This is a genomic window from Pseudomonas imrae (assembly GCF_046352735.2).
Taxonomy (GTDB): Bacteria; Pseudomonadota; Gammaproteobacteria; order Pseudomonadales; family Pseudomonadaceae; genus Aquipseudomonas; species Aquipseudomonas imrae.
This window is the reverse complement of sequence record NZ_CP110853.2, coordinates 140,719-162,179: the sequence shown is the minus strand read 5'-3', so window position 1 is coordinate 162,179 and position 21,461 is coordinate 140,719. Positions and strand designations below refer to the sequence as shown.

General features: G+C 57.7%; 1 protein-coding gene. It reads left to right on the top strand.

The genetic code is table 11. The annotated features are described in order from the left end of the window. Nucleotides 1–70 precede the first annotated feature (70 nt). Entirely contained in the window at nt 71–21,310 is a 21,240-nt protein-coding gene (locus tag OQ460_RS00655; RefSeq protein ID WP_410020024.1) for a retention module-containing protein, read from the top strand. Nucleotides 21,311–21,461 lie beyond the last annotated feature (151 nt).

Here is a 21,461-nt window from a genome sequence, read left to right as displayed (position 1 = left end):
CCTCCATATGGCAGCTAAATAGTAGCCAGGATTATGGAAGTCGCCCGAACGGATCGCCGGAGAATTTTCAATGAGCAGTGTTGTTGCCATCGTCAAAAGCATTGTTGGCCAGGTTTTTGTTATTTCTCCGGAAGGAGCCCGGCGCGTACTCGTTGAAGGTGACCGTCTATTTGCGGGCGACCAGATCGACACCGGCATGTCGGGCGCCGTCAGCCTGGAGCTGGCCGACGGTCGTATCCTGGACATGGGTCGCGACACGCAATGGAGCGCTGACGCACCTGACTCCAGCACTGACTTGGCCGCAGCGACCGCGCAGGCCGCACCGTCGGTTGCCGAACTGCAGCAAGCCATTGCGGCCGGTGCTGACCCGACGACCGACCTGGAAGCCACGGCAGCCGGCGCAAACGCCACCAATACGGGCGCTGCAGGTGGTGGGCACAGTTTTGTGGTGCTGGATGCGACCGCTGGCAGCGTCGCGCCAGTTATTGGCTTCCCTACTGCCGGCCTGGGCTCTGTCGCGTCGACCCTGACCCAACAGACTGGTGGGGCAACAAACCCTAATGGCGCCACTGGCGAAGTTCCACAGACCGCAACACTGACCCTGGGCGCAACCCCGACTATCACTGAAGCCGGCGGCATACTGACCTATACCGCCACACTCACCCAGGCCTCCAGCACTGACCTGAACGTTACCCTGTCCAACGGCTCGGTGATCACCATTCCGGCAGGCCAGTTGACCGGTTCCGTCGATGTGCCGCTGGCCCCCAATGACAGCCCGTACATCGACCCAGGCCAGATCAGCGCTACCGTCACCGGCACCACCGGCGGCGCCAACCTGATCCTGACCGTCGACCCGACGCCGGCCGTGACCCAGATCACCGACACCATCGACACCACTACCGTGACCCTGACAGCGGCCGAAACGGTGATCGAAGGCGGCCAGATCACGTACACCGCGTCCTTGACCAACCCGGCGCAAACGCCAGTGACCATCACCTTGAGCAATGGCTCGGTGATCACCATTGAAGCGGGCAAGTCCACGGGCACCGTGGTCGTCGATACCCCGGCCAATGACGTCTACAACAATGGCAGCACCGTCAGCACGACCATTACCGGGGCCACTGGCGGTAACTTCGAAAGCCTGGTGCCAGACACCACGCCGGCAGTGACCACCATTACCGATTCGATCGACACCACCACTGTCACGCTGACCGCGCCTAGCGCCGTCAACGAAGGTGGTCAGATCACCTACACCGCTACGCTTTCCAACAAAGCGGGTAGCGACGTCACCCTGAAACTGGACAACGGCTCGACCATCACCATCAAGCAGGGTGAAACCGTCGGTAGCGTGACCGTTGATGCTCCAACCGATGACGTGTTCATCGACAAGTCCTCCGAAACCGTCAAGATCACCGACGCTGCAGGCGGCAACTTCGAGAAGCTCGTGGTAGCCGGCGACGGTGCAACGACTACCGTCAACGACACCATCGACAAGGTCGACGTGGTCCTGACTGCCACGACAACCGTGGGTGAAGGCGGCCAGATCATTTACACCGCGTCCCTAGTCGACAAGGCAGGGAACGCTGTTACCAACATTACCGGTCCGTTGACCGTGACCTTGGACAATGGTGAAACCATCACCATCGGGGTGAACGAGTCCAGCGGCACTGTTTCGGTACTGGCTCCAGACGATGTGTATGCGGGCGACCAAACTGTCACCACCGCGATCACCAATGTGACCGGCGGTGAACACTTCGAAAATCTGGTTCCAGGCACTGACAAAGTCACCACGACCGTCACGGATACCCCAGGTACCGACAACACCACGACCGTGACCTTGACTGCCCCATCGGCAGTGAATGAAGGCGGCCAGATCACCTACACCGCCACGCTTTCCAACAAAGCGGGTAACGACGTCACCCTGAAACTGGACAACGGTTCGACCATCACCATCAAACAGGGTGAGACCGTCGGTACCGTGACCGTTGATGCGCCGACCGATGATGTGTTCATCGACAAGTCCTCCGAAACCGTCAAGATCACCGACACTGCAGGCGGCAACTTCGAGAAGCTCGTGGTAGCCGGCGACGGTGCAACGACTACCGTCAACGACACCATCGACAAAGTCGACGTGGTCCTGACTGCCACGACAACCGTGGGTGAAGGCGGCCAGATTGTTTACACCGCGTCCCTAGTCGACAAGGCAGGGAACGCTGTTACCAACATTACCGGTCCGTTGACCGTGACCTTGGACAATGGTGAAACCATCACCATCGGGGTGAACGAGTCCAGCGGCACTGTTTCGGTACTGGCTCCAGACGATGTGTATGCGGGCGACCAAACTGTCACCACCGCGATCACCAATGTGACCGGCGGTGAACACTTCGAAAATCTGGTTCCAGGCACTGACAAAGTCACCACGACCGTCACGGATACCCCAGGTACCGACAACACCACGACCGTGACCTTGACTGCCCCATCGGCAGTGAATGAAGGCGGCCAGATCACCTACACCGCGACCTTGAGCAACAAGGCTGGCTCCGACGTCACCCTGAAACTGGATAACGGTTCGACCATCACCATCAAACAGGGTGAGACCGTCGGTACCGTGACCGTTGATGCTCCAACCGATGACGTGTTCATCGACAAGTCGTCCGAGACGGTCAAGATCACCGACGCTACCGGCGGCAACTTCGAGAAACTGGAAGTTGCAGGTAACGGCGCAACGACCACCGTCAACGACACCATCGACAAAGTCGATGTGGTCCTGACTGCCACCACCACTGTGGGTGAAGGCGGCCAGATCGTCTATACCGCCAGCCTTGTGGATAAAAACGGTGCTCCGGTAACGAACATCACTGGCCCGCTGACCGTGACTTTGGACAATGGTGAAACCATCACCATCGGTGTGAATGAGTCCAGCGGCACTGTTTCGGTACTGGCTCCAGACGATGTGTATGCCGGTGACCAAACTGTCACCACCGCGATCACTAACGTCACTGGCGGCGAGCACTTCGAAAACTTGGTGCCTGGCACTGACAAGGTCACCACGACGGTCACGGATACCCCAGGTACCGACAACACCACAACCGTGACCTTGACTGCCCCATCGGCAGTGAATGAAGGCGGCCAGATCACCTACACCGCTACGCTTTCCAACAAGGCGGGCTCCGACGTCACCCTGAAACTCGACAACGGCTCGACCATCACCATCAAGCAGGGTGAAACCGTCGGCACCGTGACTGTTGATGCGCCGACCGATGACGTGTTCATCGACAAGTCCTCCGAGACCGTCAAGATCACCGACGCTACCGGCGGCAACTTCGAGAAATTGGAAGTTGCGGGTAATGGTGCGACTACCACCGTCAACGACACCATCGACAAAGTCGACGTGGTCCTGACTGCCACGACTACTGTGGGCGAAGGCGGTCAGATTGTTTACACCGCGTCCCTAGTCGACAAGGCAGGGAATGCTGTTACCAACATCACCGGCCCGCTGACCGTGACCTTGGACAATGGTGAAACCATCACCATCGGTGTGAACGAGTCCAGCGGCACTGTTTCGGTACTGGCTCCAGACGATGTGTATGCCGGTGACCAAACTGTCACCACCGCGATCACTAACGTCACTGGCGGCGAGCACTTCGAAAACTTGGTGCCTGGCACTGACAAGGTCACCACGACGGTCACGGATACCCCAGGTACCGACAACACCACAACCGTGACCTTGACTGCCCCATCGGCAGTGAATGAAGGCGGCCAGATCACCTACACCGCTACGCTTTCCAACAAGGCGGGCTCCGACGTCACCCTGAAACTCGACAACGGCTCGACCATCACCATCAAGCAGGGTGAAACCGTCGGCACCGTGACTGTTGATGCGCCGACCGATGACGTGTTCATCGACAAGTCCTCCGAGACCGTCAAGATCACCGACGCTACCGGCGGCAACTTCGAGAAATTGGAAGTTGCGGGTAATGGTGCGACTACCACCGTCAACGACACCATCGACAAAGTCGACGTGGTCCTGACTGCCACGACTACTGTGGGCGAAGGCGGTCAGATTGTTTACACCGCGTCCCTAGTCGACAAGGCAGGGAATGCTGTTACCAACATCACCGGCCCGCTGACCGTGACCTTGGACAATGGTGAAACCATCACCATCGGTGTGAACGAGTCCAGCGGTACGGTTTCGGTACTGGCTCCAGATGATGTGTATGCCGGTGACCAAACTGTCACGACCGCAATCACCAATGTGACCGGCGGTGAACACTTCGAAAATCTGGTTCCAGGCACTGACAAAGTCACCACGACCGTCACGGATACCCCAGGTACCGACAACACCACGACCGTGACCTTGACTGCCCCATCGGCAGTGAACGAAGGCGGCCAGATCACCTACACCGCCACGCTTTCCAACAAAGCGGGTAGCGACGTCACCCTGAAACTGGATAACGGTTCGACCATCACCATCAAGCAAGGTGAGACCGTCGGCACCGTGACTGTCGACGCTCCGACCGATGACGTGTTCATCGACAAGTCGTCCGAGACCGTCAAGATCACTGACACTGCAGGCGGCAACTTCGAGAAACTGGAAGTTGCGGGTGATGGTGCGACTACCACCATCAACGACACCATCGACAAGGTCGATGTGGTCCTGACCGCCACGACTACCGTGGGCGAAGGCGGTCAGATTGTTTATACCGCCAGCCTTGTGGATAAAAACGGTGCTCCGGTGACTAACATCACTGGCCCGCTGACTGTCACTTTGGATAACGGCCAGACCATCACCATCGGTGTGAACGAGTCCAGCGGCACGGTTTCGGTATTGGCTCCGGATGATGTGTATGCGGGTGATCAGACCGTTACGACCGCGATCACCAATGTGACCGGCGGTGAGCACTTCGAAAACCTGGTTCCGGGTACTGACAAGGTCACCACGACCGTCACTGATACCCCAGGTACCGATAACACCACGACCGTGACCTTGACTGCCCCATCGGCAGTGAATGAAGGCGGCCAGATCACCTACACCGCGACCTTGAGCAACAAAGCTGGCTCCGACGTCACCCTGAAACTGGATAACGGTTCGACCATCACCATCAAACAGGGTGAAACCGTCGGTACCGTGACCGTTGATGCGCCAACCGATGATGTGTTCATCGACAAGTCCTCCGAGACGGTCAAGATCACCGACGCTACCGGTGGCAACTTCGAGAAACTGGAAGTTGCAGGTAACGGCGCAACGACTACCGTCAACGACACCATCGACAAGGTCGATGTGGTCCTGACTGCCACCACCACTGTGGGTGAGGGCGGCCAGATCGTCTATACCGCCAGCCTTGTGGATAAAAACGGTGCTCCGGTAACGAACATCACTGACCCGCTGACCGTGACCCTGGACAATGGTGAAACCATCACCATCGGTGTGAACGAGTCCAGCGGCACGGTTTCGGTATTGGCCCCGGATGATGTGTATGCCGGTGACCAAACTGTCACCACCGCTATCACTAACGTGACCGGCGGCGAGCACTTCGAAAACCTGGTGCCTGGCACTGACAAGGTCACCACGACCGTCACTGATACCCCAGGTACCGACAACACCACCACCGTGACCTTGACTGCCCCATCGGCAGTGAATGAGGGTGGTCAGATCACCTACACCGCGACCTTGAGCAACAAGGCTGGCTCCGACGTCACCTTGAAACTGGATAACGGCTCGACCATCACCATCAAACAGGGTGAGACCGTCGGTACCGTGACCGTTGATGCGCCGACCGATGATGTGTTCATCGACAAGTCCTCCGAGACGGTCAAGATCACTGACACTGCAGGCGGCAACTTCGAGAAGCTCGTGGTAGCCGGCGACGGTGCAACGACTACCGTCAACGACACCATCGACAAAGTCGACGTGGTCCTGACCGCCACTACCACTGTGGGTGAAGGCGGTCAGATCGTCTATACCGCCAGCCTTGTGGATAAAAACGGTGCTCCGGTGACTAACATCACCGGCCCGCTGACCGTGACTTTGGACAATGGTGAAACCATCACCATCGGTGTGAACGAGTCCAGCGGTACGGTTTCGGTATTGGCTCCAGATGATGTGTACGCCGGTGACCAAACCGTCACCACCGCTATCACTAACGTCACTGGCGGCGAGCACTTCGAAAACCTGGTGCCTGGCACTGACAAGGTCACCACGACTGTCACGGATACACCGGGCACCGACAACACCACCACTGTCACGCTGACCGCGCCTAGCGCCGTCAACGAAGGTGGCCAGATCACCTACACCGCCACGCTTTCCAACAAAGCGGGTAGCGACGTCACCCTGAAACTGGATAACGGTTCGACCATCACCATCAAACAGGGTGAAACCGTCGGTACCGTCACTGTCGATGCTCCAACCGATGACGTATTCATCGACAAGTCATCCGAGACCGTCAAGATCACCGACGCTACCGGTGGCAACTTCGAGAAACTGGAAGTTGCAGGTAACGGCGCAACGACCACCGTCAACGACACGATTGATGATGTGAAGGTTGTTCTGACCGCCACGACTACTGTTGGTGAAGGCGGCCAGATTGTTTACACCGCGTCCCTAGTCGACAAGGCAGGGAATGCTGTTACCAACATAACCGGTCCGCTGACCGTGACCCTAGACAATGGTGAAACCATCACCATCGGTGTGAACGAGTCCAGCGGCACTGTTTCGGTACTGGCTCCAGATGATGTGTACGCCGGTGACCAAACCGTCACCACCGCGATCACTAACGTGAGCGGCGGTGAACACTTTGAAAATCTGGTTCCTGGCACAGACAAGGTCACCACGACCGTTACCGATACCCCAGGTACCGATAACACCACCACTGTCACGCTGACCGCGCCTAGCGCCGTCAACGAAGGTGGTCAGATCACCTACACCGCTACGCTTTCCAACAAAGCGGGGAGCGACGTCACCCTGAAACTGGACAACGGCTCGACCATCACCATCAAACAGGGTGAAACCGTCGGTACCGTGACCGTTGATGCGCCGACCGATGACGTGTTCATCGACAAGTCCTCCGAGACCGTCAAGATCACCGACGCTACCGGTGGCAACTTCGAGAAACTGGAAGTTGCAGGTAACGGCGCAACGACCACCGTCAACGACACTATCGACAAGGTCGATGTGGTCCTGACTGCCACCACCACTGTGGGTGAAGGCGGCCAGATCGTCTATACCGCCAGCCTTGTGGATAAAAACGGTGCTCCGGTAACGAACATCACTGGCCCGCTGACCGTGACTTTGGACAATGGTGAAACCATCACCATCGGTGTGAATGAGTCCAGCGGCACTGTTTCGGTACTGGCTCCAGACGATGTGTATGCGGGCGACCAAACTGTCACCACCGCGATCACTAACGTCACTGGCGGCGAGCACTTCGAAAACCTGGTGCCTGGCACTGACAAGGTCACCACGACCGTCACTGATACCCCAGGTACCGACAACACCACCACCGTGACCTTGACTGCCCCATCGGCAGTGAATGAGGGTGGTCAGATCACCTACACCGCGACCTTGAGCAACAAGGCTGGCTCCGACGTCACCTTGAAACTGGATAACGGCTCGACCATCACCATCAAACAGGGTGAAACCGTCGGTACCGTGACCGTTGATGCTCCAACCGATGACGTATTCATCGACAAGTCATCCGAGACCGTCAAGATCACCGACGCTACCGGTGGCAACTTCGAGAAACTGGAAGTTGCAGGTAACGGCGCAACGACCACCGTCAACGACACCATCGACAAGGTCGATGTGGTCCTGACCGCCACGACTACCGTAGGCGAAGGCGGCCAGATCGTTTACACCGCGTCCTTAGTCGACAAGGCAGGGAATGCTGTTACCAACATCACCGGCCCGCTGACCGTGACCTTGGACAATGGTGAAACCATCACCATCGGTGTGAACGAGTCCAGCGGCACGGTTTCGGTATTGGCTCCAGACGATGTGTATGCCGGTGACCAAACTGTCACGACCGCAATCACCAATGTGACCGGCGGTGAACACTTCGAAAATCTGGTTCCTGGCACTGACAAGGTCACCACGACGGTCACGGATACCCCAGGTACCGATAACACCACTACTGTCACGCTGACCGCGCCTAGCGCCGTCAACGAAGGTGGCCAGATCACTTACACCGCGACCTTGAGTAATAAGGCCGGCTCCGACGTCACGCTGAAACTCGACAACGGTTCGACCATCACCATCAAACAGGGTGAAACCGTCGGTACCGTGACCGTTGATGCGCCAACCGATGACGTGTTCATCGACAAATCGTCCGAGACCGTCAAGATCACTGACACTGCAGGCGGCAACTTCGAGAAGCTCGTGGTAGCCGGCGACGGCGCAACCACCACCGTCAACGACACCATTGATGATGTGAAGGTCGTTCTGACCGCTACAACAACCGTAGGCGAAGGCGGCCAGATCGTTTACACCGCCAGCCTTGTGGATAAAAACGGCGCCCCGGTGACTAACATCACTGGCCCGCTGACCGTGACCATGGATAACGGCGAAACCATCACCATCGGTGTAAATCAGTCCAGCGGCACTGTTTCGGTACTGGCTCCAGATGATGTGTATGCGGGCGACCAAACTGTCACCACCGCGATCACTAACGTCACTGGCGGCGAGCACTTCGAAAACCTGGTTCCTGGCACCGACAAAGTCACCACAACTGTCACGGATACCCCAGGTACCGATAACACCACCACTGTCACGCTGACCGCGCCTAGCGCCGTCAACGAAGGCGGCCAGATCACCTACACCGCTACGCTTTCCAACAAAGCGGGTAGCGACGTCACCCTGAAACTCGACAACGGCTCGACCATCACCATCAAGCAAGGTGAAACCGTCGGCACCGTGACTGTCGACGCTCCGACCGATGACGTGTTCATCGACAAGTCGTCCGAGACCGTCAAGATCACTGACACTGCAGGCGGCAACTTCGAGAAACTGGAAGTTGCGGGTGATGGTGCGACTACCACCATCAACGACACCATCGACAAGGTCGATGTGGTCCTGACCGCCACGACTACCGTGGGCGAAGGCGGTCAGATTGTTTATACCGCCAGCCTTGTGGATAAAAACGGTGCTCCGGTGACTAACATCACTGGCCCGCTGACTGTCACTTTGGATAACGGCCAGACCATCACCATCGGTGTGAACGAGTCCAGCGGCACGGTTTCGGTATTGGCTCCGGATGATGTGTATGCGGGTGATCAGACCGTTACGACCGCGATCACCAATGTGACCGGCGGTGAGCACTTCGAAAACCTGGTTCCGGGTACTGACAAGGTCACCACGACCGTCACTGATACCCCAGGTACCGATAACACCACGACCGTGACCTTGACTGCCCCATCGGCAGTGAATGAAGGCGGCCAGATCACCTACACCGCGACCTTGAGCAACAAAGCTGGCTCCGACGTCACCCTGAAACTGGATAACGGTTCGACCATCACCATCAAACAGGGTGAAACCGTCGGTACCGTGACCGTTGATGCGCCAACCGATGACGTGTTCATCGACAAGTCCTCCGAAACCGTCAAGATCACTGACACTGCAGGCGGCAACTTCGAGAAGCTCGTGGTAGCCGGCGACGGCGCAACGACTACCGTCAACGACACGATTGATGATGTGAAGGTTGTTCTGACCGCAACGACTACTGTGGGTGAAGGCGGCCAGATTGTTTACACCGCGTCCCTAGTCGACAAGGCAGGGAATGCTGTTACCAACATCACCGGTCCGTTGACCGTGACTTTGGACAATGGTGAAACCATCACCATCGGGGTGAACGAGTCCAGCGGTACGGTTTCGGTATTGGCCCCGGATGATGTGTATGCCGGTGACCAAACTGTCACCACCGCTATCACTAACGTGACCGGCGGCGAGCACTTCGAAAACCTGGTGCCTGGCACTGACAAGGTCACCACGACCGTCACGGATACCCCAGGTACCGACAACACCACCACTGTCACGCTGACCGCGCCTAGCGCCGTCAACGAAGGTGGTCAGATCACCTACACCGCGACCTTGAGCAACAAGGCTGGCTCCGACGTCACCCTGAAACTGGATAACGGTTCGACCATCACCATCAAACAGGGTGAAACCGTCGGTACCGTGACCGTTGATGCGCCAACCGATGACGTGTTCATCGACAAGTCCTCCGAAACCGTCAAGATCACTGACACTGCAGGCGGCAACTTCGAGAAGCTCGTGGTAGCCGGCGACGGCGCAACGACTACCGTCAACGACACGATTGATGATGTGAAGGTTGTTCTGACCGCAACGACTACTGTGGGTGAAGGCGGCCAGATTGTTTACACCGCGTCCCTAGTCGACAAGGCAGGGAACGCTGTTACCAACATTACCGGTCCGTTGACCGTGACTTTGGACAATGGTGAAACCATCACCATCGGGGTGAACGAGTCCAGCGGTACGGTTTCGGTATTGGCCCCGGATGATGTGTATGCCGGTGACCAAACTGTCACCACCGCGATCACTAACGTGACCGGCGGCGAGCACTTCGAAAACCTGGTGCCTGGCACTGACAAGGTCACCACGACCGTCACGGATACCCCAGGTACCGACAACACCACCACTGTCACGCTGACCGCGCCTAGCGCCGTCAACGAAGGTGGTCAGATCACCTACACCGCGACCTTGAGCAACAAGGCTGGCTCCGACGTCACCTTGAAACTGGATAACGGCTCGACCATCACCATCAAACAGGGTGAAACCGTCGGTACCGTCACTGTCGATGCTCCAACCGATGACGTGTTCATCGACAAGTCATCCGAGACCGTCAAGATCACCGACGCTACCGGTGGCAACTTCGAGAAACTGGAAGTTGCAGGTAACGGCGCAACGACCACCGTCAACGACACCATCGACAAGGTCGATGTGGTCCTGACCGCCACTACCACTGTGGGTGAAGGCGGCCAGATTGTTTACACCGCGTCCCTGGTCGACAAGGCAGGGAATGCTGTTACCAACATAACCGGTCCGCTGACCGTGACCCTGGACAATGGTGAAACCATCACCATCGGTGTGAACGAGTCCAGCGGCACTGTTTCGGTACTGGCTCCAGATGATGTGTACGCCGGTGACCAAACCGTCACTACCGCGATCACTAACGTGAGCGGCGGTGAACACTTCGAAAACCTGGTTCCGGGCACAGACAAGGTCACCACGACCGTTACCGATACACCGGGCACCGATGACACCACCACTGTCACGCTGACCGCGCCTAGCGCCGTCAACGAAGGCGGCCAGATCACCTACACCGCTACGCTTTCCAACAAGGCGGGCTCCGACGTCACCCTGAAACTCGACAACGGTTCGACCATCACCATCAAGCAGGGTGAAACCGTCGGTACCGTCACTGTCGATGCTCCAACCGATGACGTGTTCATCGACAAGTCCTCCGAGACCGTCAAGATCACCGACGCTACCGGTGGCAACTTCGAGAAACTGGAAGTTGCAGGTAACGGCGCAACGACCACCGTCAACGACACGATTGATGATGTGAAGGTTGTTCTGACCGCCACGACTACTGTGGGTGAAGGCGGTCAGATCATTTACACCGCGTCCCTAGTCGACAAGGCAGGGAATGCTGTTACCAACATAACCGGTCCGCTGACCGTGACCCTGGACAATGGTGAAACCATCACCATCGGTGTGAACGAGTCCAGCGGCACTGTTTCGGTACTGGCTCCAGATGATGTGTACGCCGGTGACCAAACCGTCACTACCGCGATCACTAACGTGAGCGGCGGTGAACACTTCGAAAACCTGGTTCCGGGCACAGACAAGGTCACCACGACCGTCACTGATACCCCAGGTACCGACAACACCACTACTGTCACGCTGACCGCGCCTAGCGCCGTCAACGAAGGTGGCCAGATCACCTACACCGCCACGCTTTCCAACAAAGCGGGTAGCGACGTCACCCTGAAACTGGATAACGGTTCGACCATCACCATCAAACAGGGTGAAACCGTCGGTACCGTGACCGTTGATGCGCCGACCGATGACGTGTTCATCGACAAGTCCTCCGAGACGGTCAAGATCACCGACGCTACCGGTGGCAACTTCGAGAAACTGGAAGTTGCAGGTAACGGCGCAACGACCACCGTCAACGACACTATCGACAAGGTCGATGTGGTCCTGACTGCCACCACCACTGTGGGTGAAGGCGGCCAGATCGTCTATACCGCCAGCCTTGTGGATAAAAACGGTGCTCCGGTAACGAACATCACTGGCCCGCTGACCGTGACTTTGGACAATGGTGAAACCATCACCATCGGTGTGAATGAGTCCAGCGGCACTGTTTCGGTACTGGCTCCAGATGATGTGTACGCCGGTGACCAAACTGTCACCACCGCGATCACCAATGTGACCGGCGGTGAGCACTTCGAAAATCTGGTTCCGGGCACTGATAAGGTCACCACGACCGTCACTGATACCCCAGGTACCGACAACACCACTACTGTCACGCTGACCGCACCTAGCGCCGTCAACGAAGGTGGTCAGATCACCTACACCGCTACGCTTTCCAACAAAGCGGGTAGCGACGTCACCCTGAAACTGGACAACGGCTCGACCATCACCATCAAGCAGGGTGAAACCGTCGGTACCGTGACCGTTGATGCGCCGACCGATGACGTGTTCATCGACAAGTCCTCCGAGACCGTCAAGATCACCGACGCTACCGGTGGCAACTTCGAGAAACTGGAAGTTGCGGGTAATGGTGCGACTACCACCGTCAACGACACCATCGACAAAGTCGACGTGGTCCTGACCGCCACGACTACTGTGGGCGAAGGCGGCCAGATTGTTTACACCGCGTCCCTAGTCGACAAGGCAGGGAATGCTGTTACCAACATCACCGGTCCGTTGACCGTGACTTTGGACAATGGTGAAACCATCACCATCGGTGTGAACGAGTCCAGCGGTACGGTTTCGGTATTGGCCCCGGATGATGTGTATGCCGGTGACCAAACTGTCACCACCGCTATCACTAACGTGACCGGCGGCGAGCACTTCGAAAACCTGGTGCCTGGCACTGACAAGGTCACCACGACCGTCACGGATACCCCAGGTACCGACAACACCACCACTGTCACGCTGACCGCGCCTAGCGCCGTCAACGAAGGTGGTCAGATCACCTACACCGCGACCTTGAGCAACAAGGCTGGCTCCGACGTCACCTTGAAACTGGATAACGGCTCGACCATCACCATCAAACAGGGTGAAACCGTCGGTACCGTGACCGTTGATGCGCCGACCGATGACGTATTCATCGACAAGTCCTCCGAGACCGTCAAGATCACCGACGCTACCGGTGGCAACTTCGAGAAACTGGAAGTTGCAGGTAACGGCGCAACGACCACCGTCAACGACACGATTGATGATGTGAAGGTTGTTCTGACCGCCACGACTACTGTTGGTGAAGGCGGCCAGATTGTTTACACCGCGTCCCTAGTCGACAAGGCAGGGAATGCTGTTACCAACATAACCGGTCCGCTGACCGTGACCCTGGACAATGGTGAAACCATCACCATCGGTGTGAACGAGTCCAGCGGCACTGTTTCGGTACTGGCTCCAGACGATGTGTATGCGGGCGACCAAACTGTCACCACCGCGATCACTAACGTCACTGGCGGCGAGCACTTCGAAAACCTGGTTCCTGGCACTGACAAGGTCACCACGACCGTTACCGATACACCGGGCACCGATGACACCACCACTGTCACGCTGACCGCGCCTAGCGCCGTCAACGAAGGCGGCCAGATCACCTACACCGCTACGCTTTCCAACAAGGCGGGCTCCGACGTCACCCTGAAACTCGACAACGGTTCGACCATCACCATCAAGCAGGGTGAAACCGTCGGTACCGTCACTGTCGATGCTCCAACCGATGACGTGTTCATCGACAAGTCCTCCGAGACCGTCAAGATCACCGACGCTACCGGTGGCAACTTCGAGAAACTGGAAGTTGCAGGTAACGGCGCAACGACCACCGTCAACGACACGATTGATGATGTGAAGGTTGTTCTGACCGCCACGACTACTGTGGGTGAAGGCGGTCAGATCATTTACACCGCGTCCCTAGTCGACAAGGCAGGGAATGCTGTTACCAACATAACCGGTCCGCTGACCGTGACCCTGGACAATGGTGAAACCATCACCATCGGTGTGAACGAGTCCAGCGGCACTGTTTCGGTACTGGCTCCAGATGATGTGTACGCCGGTGACCAAACCGTCACGACCGCGATCACTAACGTGAGCGGCGGTGAACACTTTGAAAACCTGGTTCCTGGCACTGACAAGGTCACCACGACCGTCACGGATACCCCAGGTACCGACAACACCACGACCGTGACCTTGACTGCCCCATCGGCAGTGAATGAAGGCGGCCAGATCACCTACACCGCGACCTTGAGCAACAAGGCTGGCTCCGACGTCACCTTGAAACTGGATAACGGTTCGACCATCACCATCAAACAGGGTGAGACCGTCGGTACCGTGACTGTTGATGCGCCGACCGATGACGTGTTCATCGACAAGTCCTCCGAAACCGTCAAGATCACCGACGCTACCGGTGGCAACTTCGAGAAACTGGAAGTTGCAGGTAACGGCGCAACGACCACCGTCAACGACACCATCGACAAGGTCGATGTGGTCCTGACCGCCACTACCACTGTGGGTGAAGGCGGCCAGATTGTTTACACCGCGTCCCTGGTCGACAAGGCAGGGAATGCTGTTACCAACATAACCGGTCCGCTGACCGTGACCCTGGACAATGGTGAAACCATCACCATCGGTGTGAACGAGTCCAGCGGTACGGTTTCGGTATTGGCCCCGGATGATGTGTATGCCGGTGACCAAACTGTCACCACCGCTATCACTAACGTCACTGGCGGCGAGCACTTCGAAAACCTGGTTCCTGGCACTGACAAGGTCACCACGACCGTTACCGATACACCGGGCACCGATGACACCACCACTGTCACGCTGACCGCGCCTAGCGCCGTCAACGAAGGCGGCCAGATCACCTACACCGCTACGCTTTCCAACAAGGCGGGCTCCGACGTCACCCTGAAACTCGACAACGGTTCGACCATCACCATCAAGCAGGGTGAAACCGTCGGTACCGTCACTGTCGATGCTCCAACCGATGACGTGTTCATCGACAAGTCCTCCGAGACCGTCAAGATCACCGACGCTACCGGTGGCAACTTCGAGAAACTGGAAGTTGCAGGTAACGGCGCAACGACCACCGTCAACGACACGATTGATGATGTGAAGGTTGTTCTGACCGCCACGACTACTGTGGGTGAAGGCGGTCAGATCATTTACACCGCGTCCCTAGTCGACAAGGCAGGGAATGCTGTTACCAACATAACCGGTCCGCTGACCGTGACCCTGGACAATGGTGAAACCATCACCATCGGTGTGAACGAGTCCAGCGGCACTGTTTCGGTACTGGCTCCAGATGATGTGTACGCCGGTGACCAAACCGTCACTACCGCGATCACTAACGTGAGCGGCGGTGAACACTTCGAAAACCTGGTTCCGGGCACAGACAAGGTCACCACGACCGTCACTGATACCCCAGGTACCGACAACACCACTACTGTCACGCTGACCGCACCTAGCGCCGTCAACGAAGGTGGTCAGATCACCTACACCGCTACGCTTTCCAACAAAGCGGGTAGCGACGTCACCCTGAAACTGGATAACGGTTCGACCATCACCATCAAACAGGGTGAAACCGTCGGTACCGTCACTGTCGATGCTCCAACCGATGACGTGTTCATCGACAAGTCCTCCGAGACGGTCAAGATCACTGACACTGCAGGCGGCAACTTCGAGAAGCTCGTGGTAGCCGGCGACGGCGCAACCACCACCGTCAACGACACGATTGATGATGTGAAGGTTGTTCTGACCGCCACGACTACTGTTGGTGAAGGCGGCCAGATCGTTTACACCGCCAGCCTTGTGGATAAAAACGGTGCTCCGGTGACTAACATCACTGGCCCGCTGACCGTGACCTTGGACAATGGTGAAACCATCACCATTGGTGTAAATCAGTCCAGCGGTACTGTTTCGGTATTGGCTCCAGACGACGTGTACGCAGGTGACCAAACCGTCACCACCGCGATCACTAACGTCACTGGCGGCGAGCACTTCGAAAACCTGGTGCCGGGCACTGACAAGGTCACCACGACCGTTACCGATACACCGGGCACCGATAACACCACCACTGTCACGCTGACCGCGCCTAGCGCCGTCAACGAAGGTGGTCAGATCACCTACACCGCGACCTTGAGCAACAAGGCTGGCTCCGACGTCACCCTGAAACTGGATAACGGTTCGACCATCACCATCAAACAGGGTGAGACCGTCGGTACCGTGACCGTTGATGCGCCGACCGATGATGTGTTCATCGACAAGTCCTCCGAAACCGTCAAGATCACCGACACTGCAGGCGGCAACTTCGAGAAGCTCGTGGTAGCCGGCGACGGTGCAACGACTACCGTCAACGACACCATCGACAAAGTCGACGTGGTCCTGACTGCCACGACAACCGTGGGTGAAGGCGGCCAGATCATTTACACCGCGTCCCTAGTCGACAAGGCAGGGAACGCTGTTACCAACATTACCGGCCCGCTGACCGTGACTTTGGACAATGGTGAAACCATCACCATCGGTGTGAATGAGTCCAGCGGCACTGTTTCGGTACTGGCTCCAGACGATGTGTATGCCGGTGACCAAACTGTCACCACCGCGATCACTAACGTCACTGGCGGCGAGCACTTCGAAAACCTGGTGCCTGGCACTGACAAGGTCACCACGACCGTCACGGATACCCCAGGTACCGACAACACCACGACCGTGACCTTGACTGCCCCATCGGCAGTGAATGAAGGCGGCCAGATCACCTACACCGCCACGCTTTCCAACAAAGCGGGTAGCGACGTCACCCTGAAACTGGATAACGGCTCGACCATCACCATCAAACAGGGTGAGACCGTCGGTACCGTGACCGTTGATGCTCCAACCGATGACGTGTTCATCGACAAGTCATCCGAGACCGTCAAGATCACCGACGCTACCGGCGGCAACTTCGAGAAACTGGAAGTTGCGGGTAACGGCGCAACGACCACCGTCAACGACACCATCGATGACGTGAACGTTGTACTGACGGCCACCAACACCGTCTCCGAGGGAGGCCAGATCATCTACACCGCCAGCCTCGTCGACAAGAACGGCGGTGCCGTGACCAACATCGGCTCCGACCTCGTGATCAAGCTGGATAACGGCGAGAGCATCACCATCGGCAATGGCAAGACCTCCGGCACGGTCAATGTGACAGCGCCGAATGACGCCTACCTCGGCGCCAGCGATGTGTCTGCCAGGATCACCAATGTGGTCAGCGGCGGCGGCAAATACGAGAACCTGATTCCGGTCGGTAACCCGGTGGTCACCAAGGTGACGGACGTGGTGACCAACACCGTGATCAGCATCACTGGCGACACTTCGGTCACCGAAGGCCAGACCGCTCACTACACATTGAACCTCACTAACCCGGCGCAGACCGAGGTTACCGTGACACTCAAGTACAGCGGGACTGCTGCCGACGGCTCTGACTTCTCTGGTGTGTACACCGTGAAGATTCCGGCGAACGCCAGCAGCGCGACGTTCGATATCAAGACCCTCGATGACAAGTTGACCGAGCCTACGGAAAACTTCGTGGTCACGATCGACAAGACCACCGGCGGCAACTTCGAGAACCTGGCGATCAGCGGCACCAACGGCAGCGTCACCACCTTGATCATCGACAATGACGCACCACCGGTCATTGATCTGGACGCCAACAACTCCAGCGGCGCCACCGGTAACGACTTCAAGACAACGTTCGCCGAAGGCGGCACTGGCGTGTCGATTGCTGACACCGACATCAAGATCACCGACCCGGACAGCACGCAGCTGACCGGTGCCACAGTGGTCCTGACTAATACTCAGCCGAACGATTCGCTCAATTACACCAACGTTACCGGCATCACCGTGACTTCGGTCACCGACCCTGCCACCGGCAAGATCACCCTGACCTTGAGCGGAACGGCGACGCTGGCTGACTACATGCAGCAGATCAAGAACATCACGTTCAGCAACAGCAGCGACGATCCGAGCACCACGCCACGGACCATCACCGTGACTGTGACCGATGGCGGCAACTACTCCAACGTGGCGACCACCACCGTTAACGTGGTTGCGGTCAACGATCCACCGGTTGCTAGCGGCAGCGCCGTGACCGGCACGGAAGACACGCCGCTGACCCTGACCTGGTCCAACTTCGGTGTCACCGACGTGGACTCTCCACAGGCCAGCCTCGGGGTGAAAATCACCGAACTGCCGGTGGCCGGCAAGTTACAGTTCCTGGCAGCGGATGGCATCACCTGGACCAACGTGAGCAGCGGCCAGACGTTTACCAAGGCGCAGATCGATGGCGGCCAGTTGCGCTTCCAGCCGAACGCCAATGAATCCGGAGCCGATGGTTACGGCGGTACGGGCGTGGGCAATAAACAGGCTGATTACGCGCAGTTCAAGTTCCAGCCAACCGACGGCAAGGATCTGGGTAACAGCGCCACCGTGAAAGTCGACATCACGCCGGTTGCAGACGCGCCGACCTTGAGCGTTGCCGACAACACCATCGACTCGGTGGGCCTGATCAAGCAAAGCTGGAACAGCATCCCTAACCTGGGCACCAACGGTAATGGCGCCTCGGCCACTGCGTTGAAAAACGCCATCGACAATGCCGGCACGCCAAACAGCACGACAATCTCGACCAGCGTCCAGCCCACTGCAGACGTACCCGGCGGTGCCGGCTCGAAGACCTCCGGCCTGATCTACCTGGAAGCCGGCAAGTCCTACACCTTCAGCGGCTACGGCGATGACAGCATCCTGGTCAATATCGGCGGCAAGGATGTCGCCAGTGGTACCTGGGGCTCTAACTCCGGCCAGTTCAACGGTACGTTTACCCCAACCAGCAATGGCTACTACAGCATTGATATCTACCATGCCAACCAGTCGGGTGCTGGCAGCTTTGATCTCAAGTTGTCGGTCAACGGTGGCACGCCGACCCACCTGAACAACAACACGATGCCGATCTACACCGGCATCAACGACCTGATCAATGCCGGTGCGCAGGTTTCCGATCTGCACGGCACCAACGGTCAGGGTTACTACGACGTCTACAAGCTCAACGAAGGCCTGGAAAACGGCACCGTCAAGCTGAGCAAGGTCACCACGGCCCTGACCGATACCGACGGCTCGGAAGCCCTGAGCGTGAAAATTGGCAGCATCCCGGTGGGCGCAGTGCTCAGCGACGGCGCCGGCAATACCTTCACCGCCACCCAGGGCGCGACCGAAGTGAATGTGACAGGTTGGGACCTCAATAACTTGAGCCTCAAGCCGCTGCCGTACACCAGCGGCCAGTACAACCTGACCATTACTTCGACCTCTACCGAAAGCCTGGGCGGTTCGGCCAGCACCGTGACGCAACTTCCGGTCAAAGTGTACCCGGCCACCTATAACCCGGTTACCGCGACCTCGGGCGATGACAACATCACCGGTACCAGTGGCAACGACATTGTCATTGCTGATGTCGCCGGTCTGAACGTGGTGCAAGGCAAGAACTACAACATTGCGTTCATGGTGGACAGTTCGGGCAGTATGAACCCCAGCTCCATTCAGTCAGCGAAAGACTCGTTGACCGCGGTGTTCAACTCGCTAAAGAACAGTCTCGCCGCCAATACATCGGGCAACGTGAACATTTTCCTGGTGGACTTCGATTCCCAGGTCAATCAGTCAGTATCGGTCAACCTCAAAGACGCCAACTCGCTGACCATCCTGCAAAAGATCCTGGACTCGATGACTTCAGGCGGCGGCACCAACTATGAGGACGTGTTCAAGGCGACGGCGAACTGGTTCCAGAGCAATCAGGCAACCGGCAATACCAACGCGATCAACCAGACGTACTTCATCACCGATGGCCAGCCGACGTACTACCAGTACGCCGAGCAAACCAACCCGGTGGTGGCTGATTACTACAACCGCAGCACCGCCAATGACGGCAAGCTGGACGATTACCTCAACGTCAATAACTACAAGCTGGGCGATACCTTTTACACCAACCTGGGTGGTGTAAACCGCGTGCTGATCGACAGCAGTGGCCGCGTACACAAATGGGTCGAAAACTGGAACGGCACCTGGTACGACAGTGGCAACCTCGGCACCATTCGTGCTCAGGGGGACGGTACCTACGAAATTTCCTGGCAAGGCGGCTCTGGCGGTGCCACGGATCAGGCCACCAGCGATAATTCCAAGGCCGGTTTCGCGCTGTTGAACGGCCTGTCGCCTGTGGAAGCCATCGGCCTCAACAGCGGCGTCAGTCTGGAACAGTTGAAGCCTTACGACAGCGATGGCAAGCCACAAACCAACATCGATCCGAAGGACCTGGCCAACGCCATCCTCGGCCACAGCGAGGCTACTCTGCCGGGTGCCGACCGTGTCGATGGCGGTGACGGCAATGACATCCTGTTCGGCGACCTGGTGAGCTTCCCGGGGATCTCGGGCGAAGGTTACAACGCGATCCAGACCTACGTGGCCGGGAAGAACGGCGTGGCGGTGTCTGCAGTCACCGGCCAGGATGTGCACAAGTACATCACCGAGCACTACACCGAATTCAACACCTCGGGTGCGAAGGACGGTAATGACACCCTGTTGGGTGGCTCAGGTGATGACATCCTGTTCGGCCAGGGCGGCAGCGACTTCCTGGACGGCGGCAAGGGTAATGACATCCTGTTGGGCGGTACCGGTAACGACACGCTGATCGGCGGCCAGGGTAATGACATCCTGATCGGCGGCACGGGTGCCGACACCTTCATCTGGAAAGCCGGCGATACTGGCAACGATGTGATCAAGGACTTCAAGGCGGCGGAAGGCGACCGTATCGACTTGCGCGATCTGCTCAAGGGCGAGACTGACGGCACCATCGACAACTTCCTGAAGTTGACCACAGTGGATAACGTGACGACGCTGCAGATCAGCTCCGAAGGCAAACTCAACGCCGCCGGTGGGTTGGCCAATGCCGATGTCACGATCAAGCTGGAAGGTAACAACTGGTCCAGCCAGACGATCAACTCGTTGATCAGTGGTGCCGATCCAACCATCAAGGTCGATCACACCTAAGCTGAACCCATGAACCGGCCGCCCTTGAGGCGGCCGATTCATTTGCGGCCCACCCGTAGCTGGCACGGGGCAACGATTGCACGGCATACTCACGTCCAATCGTGCTCCGTTGGCCTATGCTGACAAGCTGTCGCCTGTTCTTCTCATGAGG

Bases quoted from the DNA above. Each gene is read 5' to 3' on its own strand.
- OQ460_RS00655 (WP_410020024.1), top strand. From the start codon at position 71: ATGAGCAGTGTTGTTGCCATCGTCAAAAGCATTGTTGGCCAGGTTTTT.